Consider the following 23,329-nt stretch of genomic DNA (forward strand, 5'->3'; position numbering starts at 1 on the left):
CGGCTTATTTTGGGGCGGCTCGGTTTGAAGTTGGCGGCAGGTAGAGCTGCCAGTCGGTGGAGGATTCGGCGAGGCGTTTGATGACGACGTTGCGTTCGCGGAGGAGCCTGAGCATGTAGCGGCGAAGGAAGAGGGCTTCGGCGATGGGGCCGAGGATGGGGAGAGGCGCGGCTACGAAGAAGAGATCTTTCATCTCGGTGGCGCCGGAGGGCAGGGTGCGGAAGAGGTGGTCGCCCCGCATGGAGCGGAAGATGCCTTTGACCATAGTGATGCGAAAGTAGGTTGGCGGCTGGAAGACGGTGAGTTCGCTGGTGAGGTTCTGCCAGACGCCGAAGTGACGAGCGCGCCAGGTGACCTGCTGACCGAGTTCGATCAGGCCGGAGGTGACTCCGCCCTCCGCGGTGGCTTGTTCGCCAGAGTGGATGTTATCGAGGAGATGGACTTCGACGCTACGGGAGAGGTCGAAGCAACGCTCGATGGGGGCTTCGATGACGGTGATCTCTTCGATACGGATCATAGGGGTAGGGGTGTGGCTGGATGTGGTTGAGGTGGAAGGGTTTGGGTTGATGGCAAGAATGGCCCGAATGCGAACGTAATTTAATTATGCGCCGAGAGATATTTCCAGCTAACTAATGGATTAGTTGCTCGTCTGATTGGTTGAGTAGATTTTTCGTTTCTGTCTTTCTGAATTTCGGGAGTGATTGAGAGTTTATGCCGCCGAAGAGATCCATTACGTTGACGGAAGCTGAGTTGAGGCTCATGAAGTTGTTGTGGGCGCGCGGCGAGTCGGCGGTGGGGGAGCTGGTGGCGGCGATGCCTGAGGGTGAGGCGCTGGCGTATAACTCGGTGCTGACGACGATTCGGATTCTGGAGCAGAAGGGGTATGTGCGGCATCGGCAGGAAGGACGTGCGTTCGTCTATTGCCCGTGTGTGCAGGAGCAGGAGGCGGGACGGTCGGAGGTTCGTCATATGATGCAGCGGTTCTTCGGCAACTCGCGCGAGAGGCTGCTGCTGTCGCTGCTGGGCGATGACGAGGTGACGCCGGAGGAGCTGGCGCGGCTGCGCGAGGCGATTGCGGCGGCGGAAGACGATCGACGGGGGGATGCGTGATGGCTGCGACTCTCGGGATGACGTTGCTCGGCTCCGATCTGGTGAACTTCGCGCACGGCTTTGAAGGTGTGTCGCGGCTGGCTGCTACGAGTTTTGTGTCTGGGCTGTGGCAGGGGCTGGTGCTGGCGGCTGGTGTGGCGCTCTGTCTGCGGCTGTTGCCGAAGACCTCGGCGGCGGTAAGATTTTCGATCTGGACGGCGGTGTTTGCTGTGCTTGCTCTGCTGCCGCTGTTGCATGCTTATACGTTGCGGGCGGGTGGTGGGGTTGCTGGACATGCCGCTGTGGTGCAGGTGGATGTGCGATGGAGTTTTGCGATCGCGGCGCTGTGGTTGGTGGCATCTTTGATTCGGGCGGCGGAGCTTGGGATGGATGTGATTCGTCTGCATGGGATCTGGAAGAGGGCGACGCCGGTAGAGACGAGTTTTGATGAAGCGCTGGCTGCGGCGGGCAGACGTAGGGTGCAGGTGTGCACGTCGGTGGATGTGGATCGGCCCAGTGTGATTGGATTTTTTTCTCCGCGGATTCTTTTGCCGGAGGATGTCTATGCGCGGTTGACGGGTGCGGAGCTGGAGCAGATTGTGCTGCACGAGGCGGGGCATCTGCGGCGGGCCGATGACTGGATCAATCTGTGGCAGAAGGTGAGTTTGGTGGCGGTGCCGCTGAATCCGGTGCTGCTGTGGGTGGAGCGCAGGTTGTGCCTGGAGCGCGAGCTAGCGTGCGATGACGATGTGCTGCGTTGGACGAAGTCTCCGAAGGCGTATGCGACTTGCTTGACGAATCTGGCGGAGCATCGGATGAACCGTCGCGTGGCGGCGCTGTCGCTGGGTGCGTGGGAGCGGCGGTCGGAGCTGGCTCGGCGGGTGCATAGCATTTTGCGTCACGGCGAGGGGATGGGAAAGACGCAGGCTCGGGCGGTGATGGCTGGTCTGATGCTTGCGATGGTTGGCGGTGCGGCGGGATTGTCGCGATGCCCGCAGTTTGTTTCGTTCGCGCCGATGGATATGGGGAACTCTTCTTCGGCTTCGGTGGTTGCAATGAATTTGGCAGGGAGCTTGCCTGGGGCAGGATATCAGCCGGTGGTGTTTCATCCGCAGGGTGCGGCGCATGAGAGTTTGTTGAAGGCGTCGATGCCGATGGCTTCGGCGAATCGGACGGCTCTGCCGTTGCGCCGGGTTGTTGCGAAGCGGCGGCGAACTGCGGGTGCTTTGGTGCGCTCCAATGTTTCGCTGCGGTCTGATGTTCTACGGCGGTCAAGAGTGCAGGGACAGGGGTGGGTGGTGCTGACTTCGTGGAGTGCGCAGGAGCGCAGCGGAGTGGTTCTTACGGTTTCGGAGGAGCGCGGTTCTTCCTCCTCTAATTTTTCTTCTTCTTTTTCTTCTTCGTATGCGGCCGTGCCCACGCAGAGTGGGTGGCTGGTCATTCAACTTTAACCAAAGCTGTTCAACCTATCTTCCGAGGATCGTCATGTCTTTTGAAACTAATAAATTAGTAGGTAAGCTGGGACGGGCTGCCGTTCCTGCAGGTGCTGTTGCGACGCTGGTTCTGGGTGCTTCGCTCTTCTTTCATCACAACGGCGTTCATGCGGCGATGATCTCGTCTGCTGCGCCGATGGACGATAACAGTGTGTCGTCGCTGGTGGCGCTGGATAATGCGGTGGAGTCGGTTGCGGCGCGTGTGACGCCTGCGGTGGTGAACGTGGCGGTGACGTCGCGTGGTTCGTCCGAGCGTGAGGCGGGCGATGAGCAGTCGCAGAATCAGGGGCCGGATCAGGGACAGATGCAGGGATTGCCTCCGGGATTTGCGCAGTTCTTTGGGCAGGGCGGGCAGGGAATGCAGAGGCCGCAGCAGCCGCAGCTAGAGCATGGAATTGGAAGCGGGATTATTATTTCGCCGGATGGCTACATCGTTACGAATAATCACGTGATCGATGGCGCGGTGCAGATTCGTGTGACGTTGAACGATCGGCGGGTGATGACGGCGAAGCTGGTGGGCGCAGATAAGTTGACGGATCTTGCGGTGATCAAGGTGGATGCGCATGATCTACCGAGCATTGCGTGGGGCGATTCGACGAAGTTGAAGCCGGGACAGACGGTGCTGGCGTTTGGCAGTCCGTTTGGCTACTTCCAGTTTTCGGTGACGCGCGGGATTGTGAGTGCGGTGAATCGGCCGAATCCGTACTCGAACGATGCGCGGAAGCCGGGTGGTTATATTCAGACGGATGCGGCGATCAATCCGGGCAACTCGGGCGGTGCGCTGGTGAACTCGCATGGAGAGCTGGTGGGGATTAATACGTTTATCATCTCGGACAGTGGATCGTTTGCGGGTGCGGGATTTGCGATTCCTTCGCAGCTTGTGCGGGCGACGGCGGAGCAGCTGATCAAGACGGGTACAGTGCATCATGGGTATCTCGGGATCAGCATGAACGATGTGACTCCGGCGAATGCGAGCTTCTTCAACCTGAAGGAGGCAACGGGAGCGATTGTGGCGCAGGTGACGCCGGACTCTCCAGCAGCGCGTGCGGGGCTGAAGAATGGCGACGTGATCGATGAGCTGAACGGCGAGAAGATTGTGAACGGAGGCGCGCTGCAGGTTGCGGTGAGCGAGGATACTCCGGGTACGACGATCACGTTGGGAATTATTCGCAATGGGTCGAAGCAGACGGTGAACGTTCAGGTCGGCGAGTTCCACAAGGATGCTGAGGTGGCTAGCAACGATGGTTCCGGCGCTCCGCAGAGTGGCAAGCTGGGTCTGGCGGTGAGCGAGTTGACGCCGGATGTTCGGCAGCAGCTACACATTCCTTCGCAGGTACAGGGCGTGGCGGTGCAGACGGTTCGTCCAGCGAGCCCTGCGGACGATGCGCAACTGGCTCCGGGGGATGTGATTCTCGAAGTGGATCGTCATCCGGTGTCTTCGGCGGATCAGTTTGTCAGCCAGGTGCATGCGAATCCAGGGAAGGACTTGCTGCTGCTGGTTTGGTCGCAGGGAAATGCCAGCTACCGGGTGGTGCATCCGGATGGAGGTAATCAGAGCGGTATGTAGTTCTGATGAGGGAAGAGGCCGCCTTGAGAAATTCGGGGCGGCCTTTTTCTTTTAGGTAACTTTGTCCTGCCGGACGGGCCGCCTGCTCGGCGGAGGGTCACTTCGTGACTTGTGTACCTTGACTTGGCGGGTGGATTTCGGTGGTCCTCCCGTTGGTCGGGGTCTTTGTTTTGTGGACGGGACCTGCTCTTGGGTGGGATGAATATGGTAGATTACTGATTATGGAATCGATTCTTCAAAGCGCCTGCCCAGGCTGTTGTTGTTGTGGAGAATCTCTGCGCGTGCGCTCCTCGCGGCGTTAGTTCCTACTCTCTTCTAAAACTTATCGCTTTACAGAAGTCACGCGGCTCATCGTCGCCTGGCTCCGGTGTTGGAATGAATTTGTCAGCTTACACACATAACGGCAGATCTTTTACGGTCGTCTCTCACGGCACCGTGTGTTGTTGTTGTAGCTGATCTTCGCATCCCCCTTTCTTAAAATTCATTCCTTTTATTCGTAAGACCAGCCCGGCTGACTGCCTTGGGAGTCACTTCATGTTTCGTCGCAGCGTTATTCTTTTTCTTCTTTCTGTCGCAACGGTTCACGCCCAGGTTGTGGGAGGCACGATCAGCGGTACGGTGTCGGACGGTGAAGGGGCTGTGATTCCCGGAGCTACGGTGGTGATTCGGAATCAGGAGACTGGCGGCGAGCGGCATCTTGTGTCCGACTCTTCCGGCATCTATGCGGCGCCGTCGATTCCGGTCGGGATGTATACGGTCTCGGTTGCGCGGGACGGCTTTGCTCCGCAGATTCGCACGGGTATTTTGCTGACGGTTGGTCAGGCGACACGCATCGACGTGTCGTTGCGACCCGGGGCGTTGGCAGAGCAGGTTACGGTTACGGATGCTCCAGCTTCGGTGAATGTTTCCACGCAGCAGATTGCCGGGCTGGTAGGTGAGAATCAGGTGAAGGAGCTTCCGTTGAACGGGCGATCGTACGATCAACTGATCACGTTGAACCCTGCTACGGTGAACTACACGGCGCAGCGAAGTGGATCGGTGGGAACGTCTAACTCGTCGGTCGGTAGTATGTTTGCGGTCTCGGGACGGCGGCCGCAGGACAACCTCTATCTGCTGAATGGGGTGGAGTATACGGGGGCTTCGCTGATTAACGTGACGCCGGGCGGGACCAGCGGACAGCTGCTTGGCGTTGAAGCTGTGAGGGAGTTCAATGTGGTCTCGGATACGTACTCGGCCAGCTATGGAAAGCGGCAGGGAGCGCAGATCTCAATTGTTACTGCTTCGGGTACAAATACGATACATGGCTCCGCGTATGAGTTTCTGCGTAACTCATTTTTCGATTCTCGTAATTATTTTGACCAGGCACGCATTCCGAGCTTTCAGAGGAACAACTATGGTGCTGCGCTTGGCGGACCTATTCGTACGAACCGGCTCTTTCTCTTTGGGAACTATGAGGGGTATCGGCAGAATTTAGGGATCACCGACGTTACACTTGTGCCTGATAACCAGGCTCGGCTGGGCTTTTTGCCGAATCCTGCGAATCCTAGTGGGCCACGTAAAAATATTGGTCTTGCTGCTGGTGTTGGGCCTCTGTTGAACTTGTGGCCGGTGCAGAATGGGCCTGAGCTGGCGGATGCAAATGGGAATCCTACGGGGATTGGAGAGGCGTTTTCCAATCCTACGCAGCATATTCGTGAGGACTTTGGGACTTCTCGTTTTGACGCGAATCTTTCTGCGCGAGACCTTCTCTTTGCGGTGTATACGGTGGACGACTCCTTCGCGAATACGCCTACGCAGAATCCTCTTTCGCTGATCGATGAGAGTCTTCGGGAGCAGGTGGTGAGTGTGCAGGAGCAACATGTTTTCTCTGCGCATCTGTTGAATACGGCTCGGCTGGGTTACTCGCGTGCGTCGTTCTTTTTTCTTGGAAGCGTGCCGGCCTCGGTTCAGGCGACGACGCCTGGTTTTATTCCGGGAGAGCCTACGGGAGCTATCGTGATTGCGGGTTCGACGGCTTCGAATGGATCGTCGCAGATCACGGGCGCGGGCGTGAATGTCGGATCAAATAATGCGATCGCTCGCAATCTCTACACCTTCGACGATCATGTGTTCTATTCGCGTGGGCACCACCAGATCGAGGCGGGCGTATGGCTTCAGAGACTTCTGTCGAACGACAATCTCGCGCAAAACCAGTATGGCCAGGCGTCGTTTGCTTCGTTGACTACTTTTCTTCAGGGTACGGTGAAGACCTTCACCATCGTGCCAACGCCGACTGCGCTGAACTGGACTGCGTTGATGGGCGCGGCGTATCTCGAAGACACGTGGCAGGTGGTTCCGACGCTTGAGCTTCGTGCGGGTATTCGATTCGAATCGACGGATGGATGGAATGAAGCGCACAATCGGGCTGCGCGTTATGGATTCACCGATGGGATCATCAACACCAATCCAACTACAGGTGGATCTGCACTGAGTGATAATCGTGCGAAGTTTTTGCCGGAGCCGCGTGTGGGGTTGGCTTGGAATGTCTGGGGTAACGGTGAGACCAGTCTTCGCGGAAGTGTTGGGCTGCATCATTCGCTGCTCGACAATCTCGATTATCGGCTGGATCAGGCTGCGCCGTTCAATACGACTTACTCTTATTCGAATGTGGCGGTTGCTAGCCCGACGGGAGGCGCGCCAGGGCTTATCTCGCCGTCGAATGTGCAGACGGATATTTCGACGCCTGCGGTTGTCTCTTACACGCTTCAGATTGAGCAGCAGATCGGCCATGCGAGTTCGCTCACTGTCGCTTACGTCGGTTCGCATGGCTATCATCAGATACTTTCGGAGGACCAGAATGAACCGGCTTCGATTGTGTGCTCTGTAGATGCTGCATGCCCAGCGGGGATTCCGGTGGGCACGATCTACTATCCGACTATCGTGAAGGCGAACCCGCTGGTTGCGAATACGACGTCGTGGACGTCTGGCGGCTCGAGCAACTACAACGCTCTGGAGGTTGATTTCAGGCGTAACCTCACTCGGGATCTTCAGTTCCGCGCTAACTATACGTACGCGAAGAATCTTGATGACGGCTCGGCGTGGAATACGAGCGTGTCGGCTAACACGCCGGCGTTTGTTTCTTATCCGGGGAATCCCGCGCTTGATTATGGGCCGGCTGCAACCGATATTCGTCATCTCGCTGCGTTCAACGGAACCTATGGGCTTCCGCTTGGGCACGGCCATCGCTTTGTGTCTTCTTCGTCTCCTGCGATCGATCGAATCGTCTCGGGCTGGAGTTTGAGTACGATTGCTACGCTGCAGACTGGGTTTCCGTTCAGCCCCCAGCTTGGCTATAACCCTACGGGCTCGGGCGATACTCGTAATCCTGTGCGCCCGAACCGGAATGCGGCGTTCAACGGCAGACTTTACACTCGCGGAAGTACGGCTGCACGGGCTGCTCAGTTCTTCAATCCGTCTGCGTTCAGCGCGCCGGCGTATGGTACCGTCGGCAATCTTGGCCGCGATACGCTGACGGGTCCGGGGTATGCGGACTGGGATCTTTCTCTGTTGAAGTCGACGCAGATCTCAGAGCGTACTCGTCTTCAGTTTCGTGCTGAGTTTTTCAACGTTCTGAATCACACGAATCTGGAGACGCCGAACGAGGTGGTGTACACCAGTGGGCCTACGCAGGGTACGTCTGCGAATCAGAGTGCCGCTGCGGTGCTGAGTCCGTCGGCTGGGGTGGTTACGGCAGCGGCTACGAGTCGTCAGATTCAGTTGGGGCTGAAGCTACTTTTCTGAGGCGATTCGATGAGATGGATTTGGAGACGAAGAAGTGGCTGTGATGCAGTCACCTCTTCACTCTGTCGACCTGAGAGAGAAAAAAGTTCAAGATGCGTAGGAGCCTCGAAAAGAGATTATTGCCATCCGCCGCCCAGCGCTGCGTAAAGCTGCACGAGAGAAGCGGCCTCTTGCTCCTGAGCTTGCGCTAGCCGCAGTTGGGCATCGTAGAGATCGGTGTCGGTAGTAAGAACTTCCAGGTAGCTTGTATTGCCTCCGGAGTAACGTAGTTTGGCGAGGCGAACAGCGTCGGTCGCGGAGACGACAAGAGCTGTTTCTTCTTCTCGCTGTTCGCGAGTCTCTTTGTAGGCGCTTAGGGAGTTTGATACGTCCTTCAATGCGTTCAGGATGGTCTTGCGATATTCGAGCAGCATCTCTTGCTCCTGCGCTTGCGAGAGGTGATAGTTGCTGCGTATTCGGCCGCCGTCGAATATTGGTTCGGACAGAGAACCGGCCGCAAGCCAATAAGCATTCTTCCCGGAGAAGATGCTTTGCAGTTGATTGCTTGTGGATCCTCCGAGGCTCGTGAGTGAGATCTGCGGGAAGAATTGGGATTTAGCGACGCCGATGCGTGCGTTCGCAGCGATGAGTGTGGCCTCCGCTTGTTGAATGTCGGGGCGCCGCTCCAAGAGTTGCGATGGCACGCCAGTGGGTACTTCTTTGGGATGGGGCTGGTCTGCGATGTTGAGACCGCGATCGATGTCTTCAGGATTGTGGCCCAGCAGGATGCTGATGATGTTTTCCTGAGTGGCGATCTGCCTTCTAAACTCTGGAAGATTTGCCTGAGCGGTGTGCAGGAGCTCCTCTGCCTGCCGGGTATCGGCAAGGGAGCCTGCGCCGTATTTTTCGAGAGTCTGTGTGAGTTGCAGAGAGTCTTGCCTGGCTTTGATTGTGCTCTTCGTTATCTCTAGCTGCGCGTCGAGGCTTCGAAGTTGGAAGTATGCTTGCGCTACCTGCTGAACGAGCGAGGTTCGAGTTGCCCTTTGTGCCCACTGGCTGGCGAGGAGTTCGGCTCTTGCAGCTTCAGACTGGCGACGATACATGCCCCAGAAATCAAGGTTCCACGCGGCAGAGGCGCTGAAGCCGCCGCCGTTGAAGAATGAGGTCGCCGGGGTGCCGTTGGAGTTATTGCCGGCCAGGGATGAGGGGATTTGAATTGCAGAGTAGCTTGCACCTGCACTGACGGAGGGCAGCTGCTGTGAACGAGCGATGCCGACCTGTGCCTGTGCCTCCAGAACGCGCTGTGCGGCTATACGGAGATCGAGGTTGTTCTGCAGCGCCTCTGTAACGAGTCGTTGTAAGACTGCATCCTGAAAGACTGTTGGCCATTGCTGATCCCCGAGGGATGGTTCAGCTTGAGCAGGCGGTGCGATCTCAGGCGCGAGAGCTCCACGAAAGTTCTGCGGGGTGGTGGCCGTAGGTCTCTTGTAGTTCGGACCTACGTTGCAGCCCATCACCATGAACGTCAGCAGACCGGCTATGGCTGCTTGAGCAAATCTTTTCATCACCACGTGCGTGATGTCTTGCTCTTCTGAGATTTTTGAATCCGATATGTAATCAGCGCACTTCGACATGTTCACCCTCATTGAGCAGATCGCTCGGGCTTGCCACCAGCGACTCGGAGCCTTGGAGTCCACTTAGAACTTCGACCTGTATGCCCATGTCCTTGCCGATCGTGACTGGAACGAAGTGGATTGTATGTTGGGCATCAATGACGACGACATGCATGCCGGTGTGATCGACGACGAGAGAGCTGGTCGGGATAATGAGCGATGAGCGTTGCTGTGGAAGTGTGAATTTGACCTGTGCGTACATGCCGGGCAGTAGGGAAGCATCCTGGTTATCGACCTGCACCTCCGTGAGCATGGTGCGTGCTGCATTGTTGAGAGCTGCGGCGTTACGAATGACGGTGCCGGTGTAAGCGCGCCCGAGCTGTTCCTTAACATCGACCTCTGTCTTCTGGCCGTCCTTGATGTTGACTGCTTCGGATTGGGGAACGTCGATTTGGATGCGAAGGGTATTGCTCTGGGCGATGCTGAAGAGAGGCTTACTTGTGGCGGAAGCGCCGGTGGTGACGAGGTCGCCGCGCTCGATATTGCGCTCTGTAATAACCCCATCGAACGGCGCGATGATGCGTTCGAAGCTCTGCATCTGCAGCAGTCTTGAGACGTTTGCACGGTTTGCTGTTACGTTCGCGTCTGCGGCAGTGATGTTTGCATCCGCAGCGGAGACGTCGGCTACCCTTGCGTTATGCGACTGCACAGCGCTGTCGACGATCTGCTGAGAGATAGCATGTTGCTCTCCTAATGGAAGATCACGTTCCTTCGTCAGGCGAGTGAGTTCTGCATTCGCTTTTGCCTGCTCCAGAGATGCCTTTGCCTGTTCCAGCGATGCTTCGGATTGGGCGAGTGTGGCTCGGGCTTGCAGTAGTTGCTGGTCGATCTCGGGTGACGAGATGACGGCAAGCACCTGGCCGGACTTTACTTTGGTGCCGATGTCGACGTTTCTACGATCGAGGTATCCGTCGACACGCGCGAACAGGTTGGCGCTGTAGAGTGGCTCGATGTTGCCAGGCAAGAGTAGTACCGATGTTGGCTCGCCTTGTTGCGCATGGGTCAGGCTCACGACCGGATGTGTCGCTGGAGCTTCGCGGACGGCGGCGAGAGCTTCGCGCTGGCGCGCAAGGCGGGGCAATGCACCGATCGCCACGAGAACGAGGAGGATTGCCCCGGCGCCGATTGTGCCTACAACCATGCTTGTGGATCGTGTTTTCGTGCGTTCCGTAGGAAGTGTTTCCGTTTGCTGGGTCATGCTGCCTCCTGTTGTGCGCTGGCGTTTCTTCCGTGGATCAAGGTGAACATTAGAGGGACGAAGAACAGTGTGGCGAATGTAGCGACGGTAAGTCCGCCGATGACTGCTCTTGCAAGCGGTGCGTTCTGCTCGCCGCCTTCGCCGATGCCAAGTGCCATCGGAAGCATACCGATGATCATTGCAAAGGCGGTCATGATGATGGGCCGGAGGCGTGTGTAGCCCGCAGTGATTGCAGCTTCGAGAGGTGCGATGCCTTTTGCTCGGAGTTCATTGGCAAAGGTCACGAGAAGAATCGAGTTCGCAGTGGCAACGCCGATGGACATGATGGCGCCCATCAGGCTGGGGACGTTGAAGGTGGTTTGAGTGAGGAAGAGAGCCCACACGATGCCGCAGAAGGCGCCGGGCAGGGCACAGATGATGATGAAGGGATCGAGCCAGCTCTGGTAGTTGACGACCATCAGGAGGTAAACCAGGAGGGCTGCAAAGGCGAGGCCCAAGCCCAATCGGTTGAACGCTTCGTTCATGCTCTCTACCTGTCCGCGCACGACGATGGTGGTGCCTGGAGGAAGATTTTTGCTTTCTTCTTTCACGATGCGGTTTACTTTTGTCGCTACGGAACCGAGGTCGCTGTCTTGTGTGTTGGCGTAGATGTCGAAGACTGGCGCTCCGTTATGGTGATTGATTACGACAGGTAGAACAGCGGGAGTCAACGTAGCCATGTTACCGAGGACTTCTGTTCGGTTGCTGAGCGTCTGCATTGGGATCGGAGTGTTTTGCAGGGCGTTGATGGAGTTGATGTCGTACTGTGGCGTCTGCGCAGCGACGGAGTAGGTGATCCCCATCTTTGGGTCGAGCCAGAAGTTCGGTTGAACGGCAGAGCTGGAACTCAGGGAGATATAGATGCTGTTCGCGACGTCCTGTTGGGTCAGACCAAACTGGGCAGCGCGAACGCGATCGATGTCGAGGTGAAGATCGGGTGCGTTGACTACCTGGTGCATGTGGACGTCGACTGCGCCGGGAACGGTTGCGAGGCGCTCGCGCAGGTGACGCGCAACTTCGTAGTTGGCGGGGTCGTAGCCTCGAATTTGGACATCGATCGGCGAAGGCAGTCCGAAGTTGAGGATCTGCGTCACCATGTCGGCGGGCTGAAAGAAGAAGGTGAGATCAGGAAATTGCTTTTGAAGCTGGGAGCGTAGTTGCTTCACATACTTCTGTGTTGGGCCATGATGTTTTTCGTTGAGGGCGATGAGGACTTCTCCATCAGCGCTGCTGATGGTTGCGCCGTCGCCGAAGGCATAGTTGAAGGTCTCAGGCGTCAATCCGATGTTGTCCATGATCAACTCGGTCTCGTCGGCCGGAATTGTTTTGCGAATCTGTTCCTCTACCTGGCTGAAAAGTACCTTGGTGGACTCGATGCGGGTTCCGGGTCTGGCTCTGATGTGCAGCTTGATTTGTCCAGCGTCGACGGATGGAAAGAAGTCTTTGCCGACGAAGGGAAGCAGGAAGAATGCCGTGGACATGATTGCGATGGATGCGATGAGTGCGGGTCTGCGGTTATCCAAGACTGTTTCTAGCGCTCGTGTATAGCGATTTTGGACCCACAGGTAACCTTCATTGAATCGATCGTTGATGCGGCCAAAGATGGAACGCGATCTGGCTTTCGCGTTGTCGGCGGAGGTATGGTTATCGATGCTGTGCTCGGCACCGAGGAAAAAATTTACCAGGACGGGAACCAGTGTTCTTGAGAGAACGTAGGATGCGAGCATTGCGAAGACCACAGCAAGCGCCATGGGGGTGAAGAGGTACTTCGCTGGGCCGGTTAGAAAGACTACCGATACGAAGACGATGCATATGGTCAGCGTGGAGACTAACGTTGGCGTTGCGATCTCTGAAGCGCCGATGAGTACTGCTTGTCGCAGGGGCTGGCCGTCCATGTGTCGATGGATATTTTCGATGGTGACTGTTGCGTCATCTACGAGGATGCCGATTGCGAGGGCCAGACCGCCAAGCGTCATGGTGTTCATCGTCTCTCCCATCGCGCTGAGTACGATGATCGAACTGAGAATGGATAGCGGAATAGAGATGGCAATGATTAGAGTGCTGCGCCAGCTTCCGAGAAAGAGCAAGATCATGAGTGCTGTAAGTGATGCTGCGATGACTCCTTCGCGAAGGACGCCAACGATAGAGGCTTTGACGAAGATGGACTGATCGAATAACTCCGTGATCTTCAGCCCTTTGGGCGCAGCGGCACGCGAGGCAGGCAGAACGTCGTTCTTGATTTGGTTGACGATGTCCAGCGTTGAGACGGAGCCGGTCTTCATGATGGCGAGAAGAGCTGCGGGCTTGCCGTTGGCACGAGCCACATTTTGTTGCACGGACCAGCCGTCTCGTACGTGGGCAACGTCTCTCATATAGACAAGCGAGCCATTCACCGTCTTGATGGGAACATCGTTCAGCGATAGTGCGTCGACAGGACTGGAGTTGGTGCTGACGGTATATTCGCTATTGCCAATCTTGGCTGTGCCTGATGGGAGCGTCACGTTTTGCGAATTTATCGCTGCAGTGACATCGATTGGCGTCAGGCCTTTCGCGAGAAGAGCGTTCTGATCGAGATCGACCATGATTTGACGGGCAACTCCGCCGTAAGGTGTGGGAAGAAGGGTACCTGGAACTGTGCTTAGCTGCTGTCGTATTCGAAAGAGTCCGTAGTCGTAGATCTCAGATTCAGAGAGGGTGTCGCTGGAGAGTGCGAGCTGAATGATGGGTACGGTCGATGCGCTGAAGCGAAGGATCCACGGCGGATTTACACCGGAGGGCATACGAAAGCGAATGGAGTTTACGCCAGCGCCTACCTGGGACATGGCGGCGTCGATGCGGACCTGCGGCTGAAAGGATATTTTGATGACGCTGGCGCCGCTGGTTGTTTGCGAGTCGATTGCCTTCACGTCGTTGACGGTAGCCATAACGAATTCGCTAAAGGTGGTGACCCTTTGCTCCATCTCCTTGGCGGGTAGTCCGGAGTAGGTCCAAATCACGGTGACTACGGGGATGTCGATGTTCGGGAAGATGTCAGTTGGCGTCGTTGCGATCGCAGAAAAGCCGAGAACCAGGATTAGGATCGACGCTACAATGAAGGTGTAAGGGCGATCTAAAGCAAGTCGAACAATCCACATCTCGAGTCTCCGTTCGTACAATATTTAGGCTTGCTTGTTTAGATGAGCGTCGAAATACTTAGATTCACGCTTTTTGATGAATGGATTTGCGCTTGATTGCGTCTGATAGATATGGCGAAGATGAAGGATGATGAGGTCGCTCAGATTGGAAAGGCGCTCGGTGACCCGAACCGCCTCGCGATCTATACACAGATCGCCGAGCATGATGAGCTTTTTTGCGGCGAGATGCATGCCAAGCACACGATCTCCGGGGCAACGCTCTCTCATCATTTAAAGGTGTTGCACGAGTTAGGGCTGATTACTTCGCGCAAAGAAGGTTTGAACGTCTACTATCGCTCGGTGCCGGAAAAGCTTGCGGGGTACCTTCAATACCTGAACGGTATAGGTAAAGATCCTCGTCTTTAGTCGCAAGGCTTCTATGGGACTTGTTGCACGAAGGGCTCATCACAACGCTTCATACTGACTGCGGTGTGGCGAGCCCTTTTCACTACATTGCAATGTGTGTGGCGTGTTAGATCTGTGCCGTACCGCCATCTACGAATAGTTCAATGCCATTTACGAAGCTCGAATCGCTTGAGGCGAGGAAGAGTGCCACGGTTGCAATCTCCTCGGGACGGCCGATCTCGCCACGCGGAACCTGAGACTTGAAGTACTCCTTTGCATCTGGTCCCAATGGGTCCAGAATCGGCGTATCAATTGTCCCTGGGCTTAGGATATTTACGCGAATCTTTCGCTCCTTGAGATCCACGAGCCATGTACGGGCAAAGGAGCGTACGGCTGCCTTGCTCGCGCTGTAGACACCAAACGCAGGGAAGCCCTTGATGCTTGCGATCGATCCATTCAGAAAGATCGAACCGCCGTCTACGAACAACGGCAGGGCCTTCTGTACCGTGAATAGTGTGCCACGCACGTTGAGGTCGAAGGTCTTGTCGAAGTGCTCTTCCGTCACTTCGCCGATCTTGGCGAACTCGCCCGCTCCGGCACTTGCGAACAGGACGTCGATCTTCCCCTTCTCCTTCTTTACGATCTCGTAGAGGCGATCGAGATCGGCAAGGTTTGCGGCATCGCCCTGGACGCCGGTGACATTCCGGCCAATCGCTTTCACTGCCTCATCCAGCTTGTCTTTGCGGCGGCCGGTGATGAAGACATACGCGCCCTCTTCTACGAAGAGCTTTGCCGTTGCGAGCGCCATGCCTGATGTCGCTGCTGTAATCACTGCTACTTTTCCTTCGAGCTTTCCCATTTCGATTCGTCCTTTCATGACTTGTGATTGTGTTGCATGGTTTAAGGGATGAACTTACGCCGCACGAAAATACCTATCCATGCACGATGATGTCGTGCATGGACAGGTGTTTGGGTGAGGTCTAACGAAGGCCGCCGCCAACGATGACGCGCTCGCCAGTAATCCACTTTGCGTCTTCGGATGCGAAGAAGGTGACGGCCGAGGCGATATCGTCTACCTGTCCTACACGTCCAAGCGGGGTGATAGCAACGAGGCCCTTCTCGAAGTCGGAGCCGATGAAGCCGGCGGATTGTGTCCCTTCGGTGTCAACGATGCCGGGATTGACGGAGTTGACGCGGATCTTCTTTGGTCCTAACTCCTTTGCAAGCACGCCTGTGATTGCGTCGAGAGCGCCTTTGGTGGCGGTGTAGACTGCGCTGTTGGGAGGCGTGAGGCTGCTGACACCGGAGCCGATGTTGATGATGCTGGCTCCTTCGCCCAGGTGCTTCGCGGCTGCCTGGGTGGTGAGGAGAACGCCGAGTACATTGATGTTGAAGACCTTGTGAAATTGATCTTCCGTGACGCCTTCGAGGGGAGAGAACTCGTAGACTCCGGAGTTGTTGACGAGGATGTCGAGACGACCGTAGTTTTTGATGGCTGCATCGATGATGCCCTGGGCTTCTGCGGCCTTTGAGACGTCGCCGCCGACTGCGACAGCCTTGCCACCGGCTGAAGTGATGGCGGCGACCACCGTTTCCGCGCCGGATTTGCTGGAGGCGTAGTTCACGACGACAGAGGCGCCCTCTGCGGCGAGTGATTTAGCGATAGCTGCGCCGATACCCTTTGACGCGCCTGTAACAACTGCAACCTTACCTTTGAGCTTGCTCATATTGATTTCCTTTTCGAGAGTGCCTGTGTCGTATAAGTGTTGGGACTGCATGTTGCGCATATCCTGACTGCCTGCTCCCTCGATAGGATGGAGTGTGTTGCTTCAAAGATTCTTTAGTTCTAAAAATATGAACTATAGAACAAATAGCCAGATGAAGACTATGATGAAAAGGTTATGAGACCTCTATTTCATCCTTCGGTAGAAGACATTACGGTCGAAGCGATACTGCATGCGTTGTCCGATCCCGTGCGTGTGGCCATCTATGCCGAAATCGTCGGCCAGGACTGTTCGCATAACTGTTCGAACTTTCTGAAGGTGAGCGATAAGGCGATTCCGAAGTCAACTCTGTCGCAGCACTTCAAGGCACTGAGAGAGGCAGGGCTGATTCGAGGGGAACGTGTTGGGGTGGAGATGCACAATACGTCTCGTTGCGCTGAGATCGAAGGACGCTTTCCGGGCTTGATTCTGTCTATCGTAAATGCTCACAACGTCCAGTTGGCGGGGAAAGCTCATTCAACCGCTTCCCGAAAGAAAACGCCTGCCAAGCGGAGTGTCAGAGCCAAGAGTGCGCTCAGAATTCAACGTTAGTTGTGCCCGGCGAGTGTGGACGTATTCCGGTGCCATTGGTAGTTGGGCTGTTCGTGAGCCGAACCTTCCTTACTTCTGAATGAGGTTGATTCTCTTCTCGATCTCCGCACAAGCATGAGTTGGACGGATGCTTCGACTTTCGTCGGATTCGCATTTGGTGGCGGCGGAGTATCTTGGTCGCCGAAGGGCTGGCGGAAAATAAACGTTATGAGATTGAATTCAGTCTTCGGGGGACGGATGGATCGTAGAGAGTTCGGAAGGTTGGTTGCAGGCGCCGCGCTTGCACCTGCGTGGGTAAGTGCTTCCGCGCAGGGCGTTGGTGTGAAAGGAATCCGCTTTTCGTTCATGTTGTGGGCGCTTGAAAAGCAGGCGTCGTTCGATCGTTGTGTGGAGATAGTTGCCGAGGCGGGGTATCAGGGCATTGAGTTGACGGGCGAGTTTCAGAGCTGGTCGCCAGAACAGAGAGCTCGCATCATGACGCGAATGCGTTCTCTTGGGATGGTCTTCGACGCGATGAGCGGGGTGAAGGCTGGGTTCGCGGTGCCGGGGCAGAGGGAGGAGTTCCGGACACAGTTCGTCGATCATCTGCGGGCCGCCAAGGAGCTTGAGTGTCCGACAGTGATTCTGCTCTCGGGGGTGCGGGTGGATGGGATAGGTGCGCAGGTGCAGCGGCAGACGGCGATTGACAATCTTAAGTGGGCTGCGGAGAGAGCCACGAAAGAACAGATTGAAGTTGTGATTGAGCCGATCGATCTACTGGAGAATCCGACGATCTATATGGCGACCGTGACAGACGGCTTTGAGATTGCGCGAGCGGTGAACCGCCCGAATGTGAAGGTTCTATATGACTTCTACCATGAGCAACGGAGCTTCGGGAATCTGATCGAAAAGCTTGAGAAGAATATTGATTTAGTGGGATTGGTCCATGTGGCGGATGTGCCGGGACGACATGAACCGGGAACAGGCGAGATCGACTATGGGGCGATCTACCGCAAGTTATCGGCGCTCGGTTACAACCACTGGGTTGCAATGGAGTACTACCCGACTGGAGAGCCGATAGAGTCCCTTAAGAGAGCAAGAGTGGAGGCTCAACGCGAGTTTGGGCACTAGCTGCGATGAAGTCGCACCGTTATTCGGTGATCGTGTACAGCTTGCGTTCTAGAATTGAACGTTGTTGATCCTATTTGTGACAGGTTGTCCGTGCTCCCAGGGAATATAGTTCGTCGTATCTTCCTGCTGTGGCTGGTGCTGGGTTTTATGCCGGCGCTAGCCTTGCAGAACTCCGGCGATGTGGCGCAGCCGCAATATACGCGGAGGGTGTGGAAGGTGCAGGACGGTCTTCCGGAAGACACGGTACAGGGGCTTGCGCAGACGAGCGATGGTTATCTCTGGATCGGGACGACTGGGGGACTCACACGTTTCGATGGCACACGTTTTGTGTTGTATGGTTTGAATGCGCCGCATTCGCCTGGGGTCAACAGCGTCTTTTGCCTGGAGCCATCACGGGACGGCGGTCTGTGGATCGGGACCGAGGGTGGAGGCTTGCTGCATCTTTTGAAGGGGCAGGTGCGGAGCTATGGCGCGGCCGAGGGGCTGACGGATGGTTTTGTGCGCAGCGTTCTTGAAGATCGGCATGGTGTCGTCTGGGTGGGCACGGATAACGGGCTGTTCCAGGTAAAGGGTGGCAAAGTAGAGCGTGTGGAGATGGCTGAGGGCATAGGGCCGCTCGCGGTGCATGTGATCTCGGAAGATCGGGAGAGTCGCATCTGGGTCGGAGGCTCTCGGCTGTTGTCGATTACGGACGGGCGACAGCTCTTCTACGGTCTGCCGGGTAGTTACAGCAGCAATCGAGTTAAGACTGTTCTTCAGACTAAAGACGGCACAGTCTGGGTGGGAACGGTGAGTGGACTCGAACGGTTGGTGGGACAAAAGTTTGAACGGGTGCCGGAGGTAGCGGGCACCGTGCGAACGATGAAGCAGACGAGTGATGGAACGCTGTGGATCGGCACGATCGGCAACGGGCTGTGGACATATAAGGATGGGGTGTTCTCGCGCTTGCAGAGTCTATTGCCGGGCAATACGGTGTTGAAGATCTTTGAAGACGATAGTCGCCAGGTCTGGCTCGGGTTGCAGGATGGGCTTGTGCGGCTGAGTCGAACGCCTGTACGGGAGGTGCCGCTGCCGGGAGGATCGGATGCGGACTTCGAGACGATCTCGGGCAATGGAGATAGCAGCCTGTGGGTGGTCGCTTCGGCGGTTTACACGATTCGGGACGGCGTGGCGCGGCCTTATAGGTTTAATGAACTGCCGAATGTCATGGTGAGAAATGTATTTCGCGATCGCGGAGGCGATCTGTGGGTGGGGACCGATGGCAGCGGGGTCTATCGGATTACAACTCGCGGGGTCATCCATTACTCCGCTCCGCACGAGCTGACGAATAACTTCATTCGTGCGTTTCTTGAGAGCCGGCGCGGCGAGATGTGGATCGCTACCGATGAGGGTGTAAGCCGTCTTACGGCGCAGGGCGTTCAGCGCTTCAATATGAAAGATGGTCTCGTGTACTTCAGCACACGAAGCCTCTTCGAAGACAACACCGGAGACATCTGGATCGGCACCGATCAAGGGCTTAGCCAATGGCACCAGGGAACGTTTGTGCACGACGCCGTGACTGAGGCGCTACGACATGAAAAGGTGTGGTCGATCTACGAAGACCTTACGCATACACTTTGGTTCGGCACGCGGGATCATGGATTGTTCCGTTATCAGGGTGGCCGTATGGCGCAGTTCACTACGGCACAGGGGCTCGCGAGCAACAGTATCTATCAGATTCTCGAGGACCCACAGCGCAGGTTCTGGCTGAGCGGGCCGAATACGATCTCCTCTTTGGACGAGCGTCAGATGCATGAGGAAGTGATCGCGAACGAGCACTTGAGCGTTTCACTGTACACGATGCCATACGGCGCGGAGGACGCCCAGATGTATGGTGGCCGGCAGCCCTCGGGATATCTTGATCCGAACGGTAGCGTCTGGTTCCCGAGTAATAAAGGCGCGATGCATATTCAGTTGGAGGATCCGGTCACACCGGCAGTGCCGCGGCTTGTGCTGGAGGGGATCACGTTGGACGGCCGCAATCTACCTCTTGACGGAACGATTCGGTTGCCTTCGGAGATGAAGCGGCTGGAGTTTCATTATGCGTCCTTATCGCTGCGACCGCAGGAGGGCATACGCTACCAGTATCGGCTGGAGGGCTTTGATAAGGACTGGGTCTATGCGGGCACGAGCCTTACTGCCTCCTATACCAATCTTCCGGCGGGAAAGTACCGCTTTCATGTCGCAGTCTTCGACGTGGCGAATCCGGCTCTGACGACGGAGACCTCTGTCGGTGTCGAGCGGGAGCAGGTTGTCTGGTTGACGTGGTGGTTTCTCACGTTGTGCCTGGCGGCGCTGATGCTGGCTGCGTTTGGAATCTACCGTCTGCGCATGCATCAGGTGCGCCTCCGCTTTCGTGCTGTTCTGGATGAGCGCGGCCGACTGGCGCGGGAGATGCACGACACCTTGATTCAGGGATGCACGAGCGTCTCGGCGCTGCTGGAGGGAGTAGCGAGCCTGCAGATGAAGAACCATGAGCTCCAGGAGGACTTGCTGCGTCATGCGCGGGCACAGGTCAGGACAACGATCGATGAGGCGCGGCATGCGGTGTGGGACCTGAGGCATGAGGAGGGTACGGCGTTGGAGCTGTCGGCCTCGGTGAAGGCCATTGCAGCACAGACGACGATGGAGTTCGGAGTCGCGGTGAACTGCGTGGTAGAGGGAGAGGCGTACTCAGTGCCCGGAGCGATCTTGCGCGAGCTGCTGATGGTAGTCCGCGAGGCGGTCTATAACGCGGTGCTACATGGTAGGGCAAGGCAGATCGACATTCAGGTTTGTTACGAGCTGGATCGACTGGCGGTAAATGTTACGGACGATGGTGTTGGCTTTGACACGACAAAGACGCCGGCAGAAGGCCACTACGGCATTGTCGGTATGCGCGAGCGCGTGGAGCGCGTGGGTGGTGTTTTTGGCCTGCGCAGCGCGCCACACAGTGGAACGAAGGTGGAGCTTGCTGTCGAGCGTGCGGTCCTTCACTCGAAGGCTGTGCAGGCACGCCGCTGGGCGATGGGCTAGCTTGCTTCGAGGGTGATCTGCGACGAAGCGAGCGAAGGTGATGATGCTGAGAGTGTGATTTGTCCGGGACGCCCATTTGACTGAACGAGAACGAGAGCGAGACCACTGAATGCACGTCTGCCATTGGCCTTATAGGGTTCGTGGCTGTCAGGTTGCCCGTTGTCGACGCCGAGAATGCGGCCAGCACCCATGAGGGTGAAGGTGATCGCGTTGTCAGCGGTAGGGACTACGCGGCCCTGTGCATCCTGCACAGCGACGGTGATGTGAGCCAGATCGTCTGGTGTGGTGCGGATGCGCTGCCTGTCGATAGTCAGGGAGAGTTTCGCGGATACTCCAGTCGTGTGAACCTCTACAGTTTCAATCGTCTTGCCGTCCTTTACGCCTTTCGCGGTGAGGCTGCCGGGAGCGTACGGCACATCCCACGTGAGGTGCAGGTCCGCGGTGGTGCGAAGAGCACTGGCACGTGGCGGGTAGTTGCCATAGCGACCAGTCATGCCGGGGCGCGGGAAGGCGTAGCCTTTGATGCCGAGGCTCTCGCCGTTCAGAAATAGCTCGACAGTGTCACAGTTTGTGAAGCAGGTGACTGGGATAATTTTGCCTTCTTTGCCGGGCCAGTTCCAGTGCGGTTGCAGATGAAGGACAGGCTGCTTCGTCCAGATGCTTTGGTAGAAGTAGTAACTGTCCTTTAGGAAACCGCAGGTGTCGATTGCTCCGCTTACCGCGAGCTTGTTCGGCCAGTGCGCCTCTCCGAGATAGTCGATGCCGACCCAGAGGAAGTCGCCGCTGACGTAGTCGTATGTCTGGACGAACTTCTGCTGCTGCTCGACCTCGATGAGATTGTTAGTCGGTCTTTCGAAGATATCGTCGATGGGCTGATCTACAAAGTAGATGCCGCGCGCTCCGCGCAGTGCCGAACTTTCGGTGCCGATAAAGCGACGTTGCGGATAGTCATGCCGGTCGATGCTGTAGTACTTCTCTCGGCGATCATGCCAGCGGTCGACGTAGTTGTATCCCACGACGTCGAGCTTATCGAGGAAGGCAGAAGGTGCGGCCTTTGGATCGGCGGCGATCTGGTCGCATGCGACAGTAATGGGGCGTGTCGGATCCTGGTTGCGGATGATGTCGACGAGACGCTGCAGCGTAGCGGGACCTTCGGGCGCGGTCTGGTCGGGGACTTCGTTGCCGGCGCTCCAGAGGATGATGGAGGGATGATTGCGATCGCGCTCGAGCATGGCGAGGAGGTCGCGCTCCGACCACTCGTCGAAGTAGTGGTGATAGCCATAGACTGGTGTTCCACCCTTTGGCTCACGCCACTCATCGAAGGCCTCGTCCATTACCAGAAATCCCATGCGATCCAGCATGTCCAGTAGCTCTGGAGCGGGCGGATTGTGGCTGAGTCGGATGGCGTTGCACCCCATCTTCTGCAGCAGTTCGAGGCGCCTCTCCCAGAGCCGTTCGGGTACGGCAGTTCCAACCGCACCGCCGTCGCCGTGGATGCAGACGCCGTTGAGTTTTACATGTTCGCCGTTAAGCAGGAAGCCGCGATCTACGTCGAAGGCGATACTCCGGATGCCGAAGGTGGTTGTCTCCTGGTCGACCTGCTGGTCGCGGGAGTGCAGGGTGCAGCGCGCCTGGTAGAGATGCGGTGTGGCCACGGACCACAGCGCGGGCGAGGCGACGGTGAGTATCTGTGTCACGGTAGCCTCCGCATCCTTTCCCAAGTTGCGTGAGATTGTGGTTTGCTGGACGACTTCGCCGGTGGGTGCGAGGATCTCGGTCGTAAGTTTGAGATCGGCATCGCTTCCGCTCTGATTGCGCAGGCGAACTGTAATCTTTACGGAAGAACTCTCTGGAGTGATTGACGGGGTACGGACGCAGATGCCGTTCTCCGCGATGTGGATGGGGTTGGTGATGCGTAACCAAGTGTGCCGATAGATGCCAGAGCCGGAGTACCAGCGACAGTTGGGCTGAAGAGAGTTGTCGACGCGCACGGCGATCTGGTTGGGCTTACCAGGTGGCGCTAGGTGTGGCGTGAGGTCGTAGGAGAAGCCGACAAAGCCGTAGGGACGCATGCCCAGTGAGGTGCCATTGATCCAGACTTCGCTGCGCTGATAGACGCCATCGAACTGAAGTGCGATGCGTTGGCCATTGGCAGAAGAGGGTAGAGCAAAAGTCTTGCGGTACCAGCCGATGCCGGTCGGGAGATAGGCCCCGTTTCCCTTAGCGGGAGCGTTTTCGTCGAAGGTGCCCTCGATGCTCCAGTCGTGAGGAAGGTCGAGGCTGCGCCAGGCTGAGTCGTGGAAGGTGGGCGAGTGCGCGTCGACGGCATCGCCTAGCAGGAAGCGCCAATCGTGGTCGAAGTTCGCACGGCGCTGAGGAGGTGTTGCGGGAGCTGTGTTGGCGTAGGCATCCAGGCGCAGGGCGGAGATGGCTCCAGCTATGGCTGCATCACTGAGGAAGTCGCGGCGAGTTATGCGAGGAGACATTGCTTGGGAGAGCCCTTTCGGTGATTCA

The 23,329-nt window shown here is 56.9% G+C and carries 15 protein-coding genes; 8 read left to right on the plus strand and 7 right to left on the minus strand.

Annotated features, from left to right (window positions below; all coding sequences use genetic code 11):
* Positions 1-4: 4 nt before the first annotated feature.
* Complete coding sequence (locus tag GSQ82_RS03950; RefSeq protein WP_158790715.1) at positions 5-517, minus strand: SRPBCC family protein; 513 nt, start codon at positions 515-517, stop codon at positions 5-7.
* A 194-nt stretch (positions 518-711) separates the two neighbouring features.
* Between GSQ82_RS03950 and GSQ82_RS03955 the strand changes: the two genes are divergently transcribed.
* The 4 genes from GSQ82_RS03955 to GSQ82_RS03970 all read left to right on the plus strand — a co-directional run bounded on the left by GSQ82_RS03955 (position 712) and on the right by GSQ82_RS03970 (position 7,929).
* Positions 712-1,110: a BlaI/MecI/CopY family transcriptional regulator gene (locus GSQ82_RS03955; RefSeq protein ID WP_158790716.1), complete on the plus strand. Its 399-nt coding sequence runs from the start codon at positions 712-714 to the stop codon at positions 1,108-1,110.
* On the plus strand, positions 1,110-2,540 hold the full coding sequence (locus tag GSQ82_RS03960; protein WP_158790717.1) for a M56 family metallopeptidase: 1,431 nt from the start codon (positions 1,110-1,112) through the stop codon (positions 2,538-2,540). The genes GSQ82_RS03955 and GSQ82_RS03960 overlap by 1 nt, the downstream gene beginning before the upstream one ends.
* A gap of 34 nt (positions 2,541-2,574) precedes the next feature.
* Positions 2,575-4,149 carry a Do family serine endopeptidase gene (locus GSQ82_RS03965; RefSeq protein WP_158790718.1) on the plus strand — a complete coding sequence of 525 codons (1,575 nt, stop codon included), beginning with the start codon at positions 2,575-2,577 and terminating at the stop codon, positions 4,147-4,149.
* Between the two features lie 534 nt (positions 4,150-4,683).
* Complete coding sequence (locus GSQ82_RS03970; protein WP_158790719.1) at positions 4,684-7,929, plus strand: carboxypeptidase-like regulatory domain-containing protein; 3,246 nt, start codon at positions 4,684-4,686, stop codon at positions 7,927-7,929.
* A 116-nt stretch (positions 7,930-8,045) separates the two neighbouring features.
* Here GSQ82_RS03970 and GSQ82_RS03975 read toward each other — a convergent pair whose 3' ends face one another.
* The 3 genes from GSQ82_RS03975 to GSQ82_RS03985 are packed head-to-tail and all read right to left on the minus strand — an operon-like array spanning position 8,046 to position 13,952.
* Positions 8,046-9,542 (minus strand): efflux transporter outer membrane subunit, encoded by a 1,497-nt coding sequence (locus GSQ82_RS03975; RefSeq protein ID WP_254061410.1) that lies wholly within the window; start codon positions 9,540-9,542, stop codon positions 8,046-8,048.
* Entirely contained in the window at positions 9,526-10,722 is a 1,197-nt protein-coding gene (locus tag GSQ82_RS03980; RefSeq protein ID WP_254061411.1) for an efflux RND transporter periplasmic adaptor subunit, read from the minus strand. Before GSQ82_RS03980 ends, GSQ82_RS03975 begins: the two co-directional genes overlap by 17 nt.
* A 53-nt stretch (positions 10,723-10,775) precedes the next feature.
* A complete protein-coding gene (locus tag GSQ82_RS03985) occupies positions 10,776-13,952 on the minus strand; it encodes an efflux RND transporter permease subunit (protein ID WP_158790721.1) in 3,177 nt (1,058 codons plus the stop codon).
* Between the two features lie 111 nt (positions 13,953-14,063).
* Here GSQ82_RS03985 and GSQ82_RS03990 point away from each other — a divergent pair, with 111 nt between their 5' ends.
* On the plus strand, positions 14,064-14,357 hold the full coding sequence (locus GSQ82_RS03990) for a helix-turn-helix transcriptional regulator (protein ID WP_158790722.1): 294 nt from the start codon (positions 14,064-14,066) through the stop codon (positions 14,355-14,357).
* A gap of 106 nt (positions 14,358-14,463) precedes the next feature.
* Here GSQ82_RS03990 and GSQ82_RS03995 read toward each other — a convergent pair whose 3' ends face one another.
* Both GSQ82_RS03995 and GSQ82_RS04000 read right to left on the minus strand, forming a co-directional pair.
* The gene (locus GSQ82_RS03995; protein WP_158790723.1) at positions 14,464-15,195 is read right to left on the minus strand and encodes an SDR family NAD(P)-dependent oxidoreductase; all 732 of its coding nucleotides are present in this window, start codon (positions 15,193-15,195) and stop codon (positions 14,464-14,466) included.
* Between the two features lie 121 nt (positions 15,196-15,316).
* Positions 15,317-16,063: an SDR family NAD(P)-dependent oxidoreductase gene (locus tag GSQ82_RS04000; RefSeq protein WP_158790724.1), complete on the minus strand. Its 747-nt coding sequence runs from the start codon at positions 16,061-16,063 to the stop codon at positions 15,317-15,319.
* 174 nt (positions 16,064-16,237) lie between these two features.
* Here GSQ82_RS04000 and GSQ82_RS04005 point away from each other — a divergent pair, with 174 nt between their 5' ends.
* The 3 genes from GSQ82_RS04005 to GSQ82_RS04015 all read left to right on the plus strand — a co-directional run bounded on the left by GSQ82_RS04005 (position 16,238) and on the right by GSQ82_RS04015 (position 20,815).
* Positions 16,238-16,651, plus strand: a complete 414-nt coding sequence (locus GSQ82_RS04005; RefSeq protein ID WP_158790725.1) for a helix-turn-helix transcriptional regulator — start codon at positions 16,238-16,240, stop codon at positions 16,649-16,651.
* A 207-nt stretch (positions 16,652-16,858) separates the two neighbouring features.
* Positions 16,859-17,761 (plus strand): hydroxypyruvate isomerase family protein, encoded by a 903-nt coding sequence (locus tag GSQ82_RS04010; RefSeq protein ID WP_254061412.1) that lies wholly within the window; start codon positions 16,859-16,861, stop codon positions 17,759-17,761.
* A 90-nt stretch (positions 17,762-17,851) separates the two neighbouring features.
* A complete protein-coding gene (locus GSQ82_RS04015; RefSeq protein ID WP_158790726.1) occupies positions 17,852-20,815 on the plus strand; it encodes a sensor histidine kinase in 2,964 nt (987 codons plus the stop codon).
* Here GSQ82_RS04015 and GSQ82_RS04020 read toward each other — a convergent pair.
* Positions 20,812-23,301 carry a glycoside hydrolase family 2 TIM barrel-domain containing protein gene (locus GSQ82_RS04020; RefSeq protein ID WP_158790727.1) on the minus strand — a complete coding sequence of 830 codons (2,490 nt, stop codon included), beginning with the start codon at positions 23,299-23,301 and terminating at the stop codon, positions 20,812-20,814. The genes GSQ82_RS04015 and GSQ82_RS04020 overlap by 4 nt on opposite strands.
* Positions 23,302-23,329: the final 28 nt, after the last annotated feature.

Origin of the sequence: Granulicella sp. L60 (assembly GCF_009765825.1) — a bacterium.
Taxonomy (GTDB): Bacteria; Acidobacteriota; Terriglobia; order Terriglobales; family Acidobacteriaceae; genus Edaphobacter.

What these genes read in the sequence shown, in the direction of transcription:
- GSQ82_RS03950 (WP_158790715.1), bottom strand. Translation starts at nt 517, where the DNA reads ATGATCCGTATCGAAGAGATCACCGTCATCGAAGCCCCCATCGAGCGT.
- GSQ82_RS03955 (WP_158790716.1), top strand. Translation starts at nt 712, where the DNA reads ATGCCGCCGAAGAGATCCATTACGTTGACGGAAGCTGAGTTGAGGCTC.
- GSQ82_RS03960 (WP_158790717.1), top strand. Translation starts at nt 1,110, where the DNA reads ATGGCTGCGACTCTCGGGATGACGTTGCTCGGCTCCGATCTGGTGAAC.
- GSQ82_RS03965 (WP_158790718.1), top strand. Translation starts at nt 2,575, where the DNA reads ATGTCTTTTGAAACTAATAAATTAGTAGGTAAGCTGGGACGGGCTGCC.
- GSQ82_RS03970 (WP_158790719.1), top strand. Translation starts at nt 4,684, where the DNA reads ATGTTTCGTCGCAGCGTTATTCTTTTTCTTCTTTCTGTCGCAACGGTT.
- GSQ82_RS03975 (WP_254061410.1), bottom strand. Translation starts at nt 9,542, where the DNA reads ATGTCGAAGTGCGCTGATTACATATCGGATTCAAAAATCTCAGAAGAG.
- GSQ82_RS03980 (WP_254061411.1), bottom strand. Translation starts at nt 10,722, where the DNA reads ATGGTTGTAGGCACAATCGGCGCCGGGGCAATCCTCCTCGTTCTCGTG.
- GSQ82_RS03985 (WP_158790721.1), bottom strand. Translation starts at nt 13,952, where the DNA reads ATGTGGATTGTTCGACTTGCTTTAGATCGCCCTTACACCTTCATTGTA.
- GSQ82_RS03990 (WP_158790722.1), top strand. Translation starts at nt 14,064, where the DNA reads ATGGCGAAGATGAAGGATGATGAGGTCGCTCAGATTGGAAAGGCGCTC.
- GSQ82_RS03995 (WP_158790723.1), bottom strand. Translation starts at nt 15,195, where the DNA reads ATGGGAAAGCTCGAAGGAAAAGTAGCAGTGATTACAGCAGCGACATCA.
- GSQ82_RS04000 (WP_158790724.1), bottom strand. Translation starts at nt 16,063, where the DNA reads ATGAGCAAGCTCAAAGGTAAGGTTGCAGTTGTTACAGGCGCGTCAAAG.
- GSQ82_RS04005 (WP_158790725.1), top strand. Translation starts at nt 16,238, where the DNA reads ATGAGACCTCTATTTCATCCTTCGGTAGAAGACATTACGGTCGAAGCG.
- GSQ82_RS04010 (WP_254061412.1), top strand. Translation starts at nt 16,859, where the DNA reads ATGAGATTGAATTCAGTCTTCGGGGGACGGATGGATCGTAGAGAGTTC.
- GSQ82_RS04020 (WP_158790727.1), bottom strand. Translation starts at nt 23,301, where the DNA reads ATGTCTCCTCGCATAACTCGCCGCGACTTCCTCAGTGATGCAGCCATA.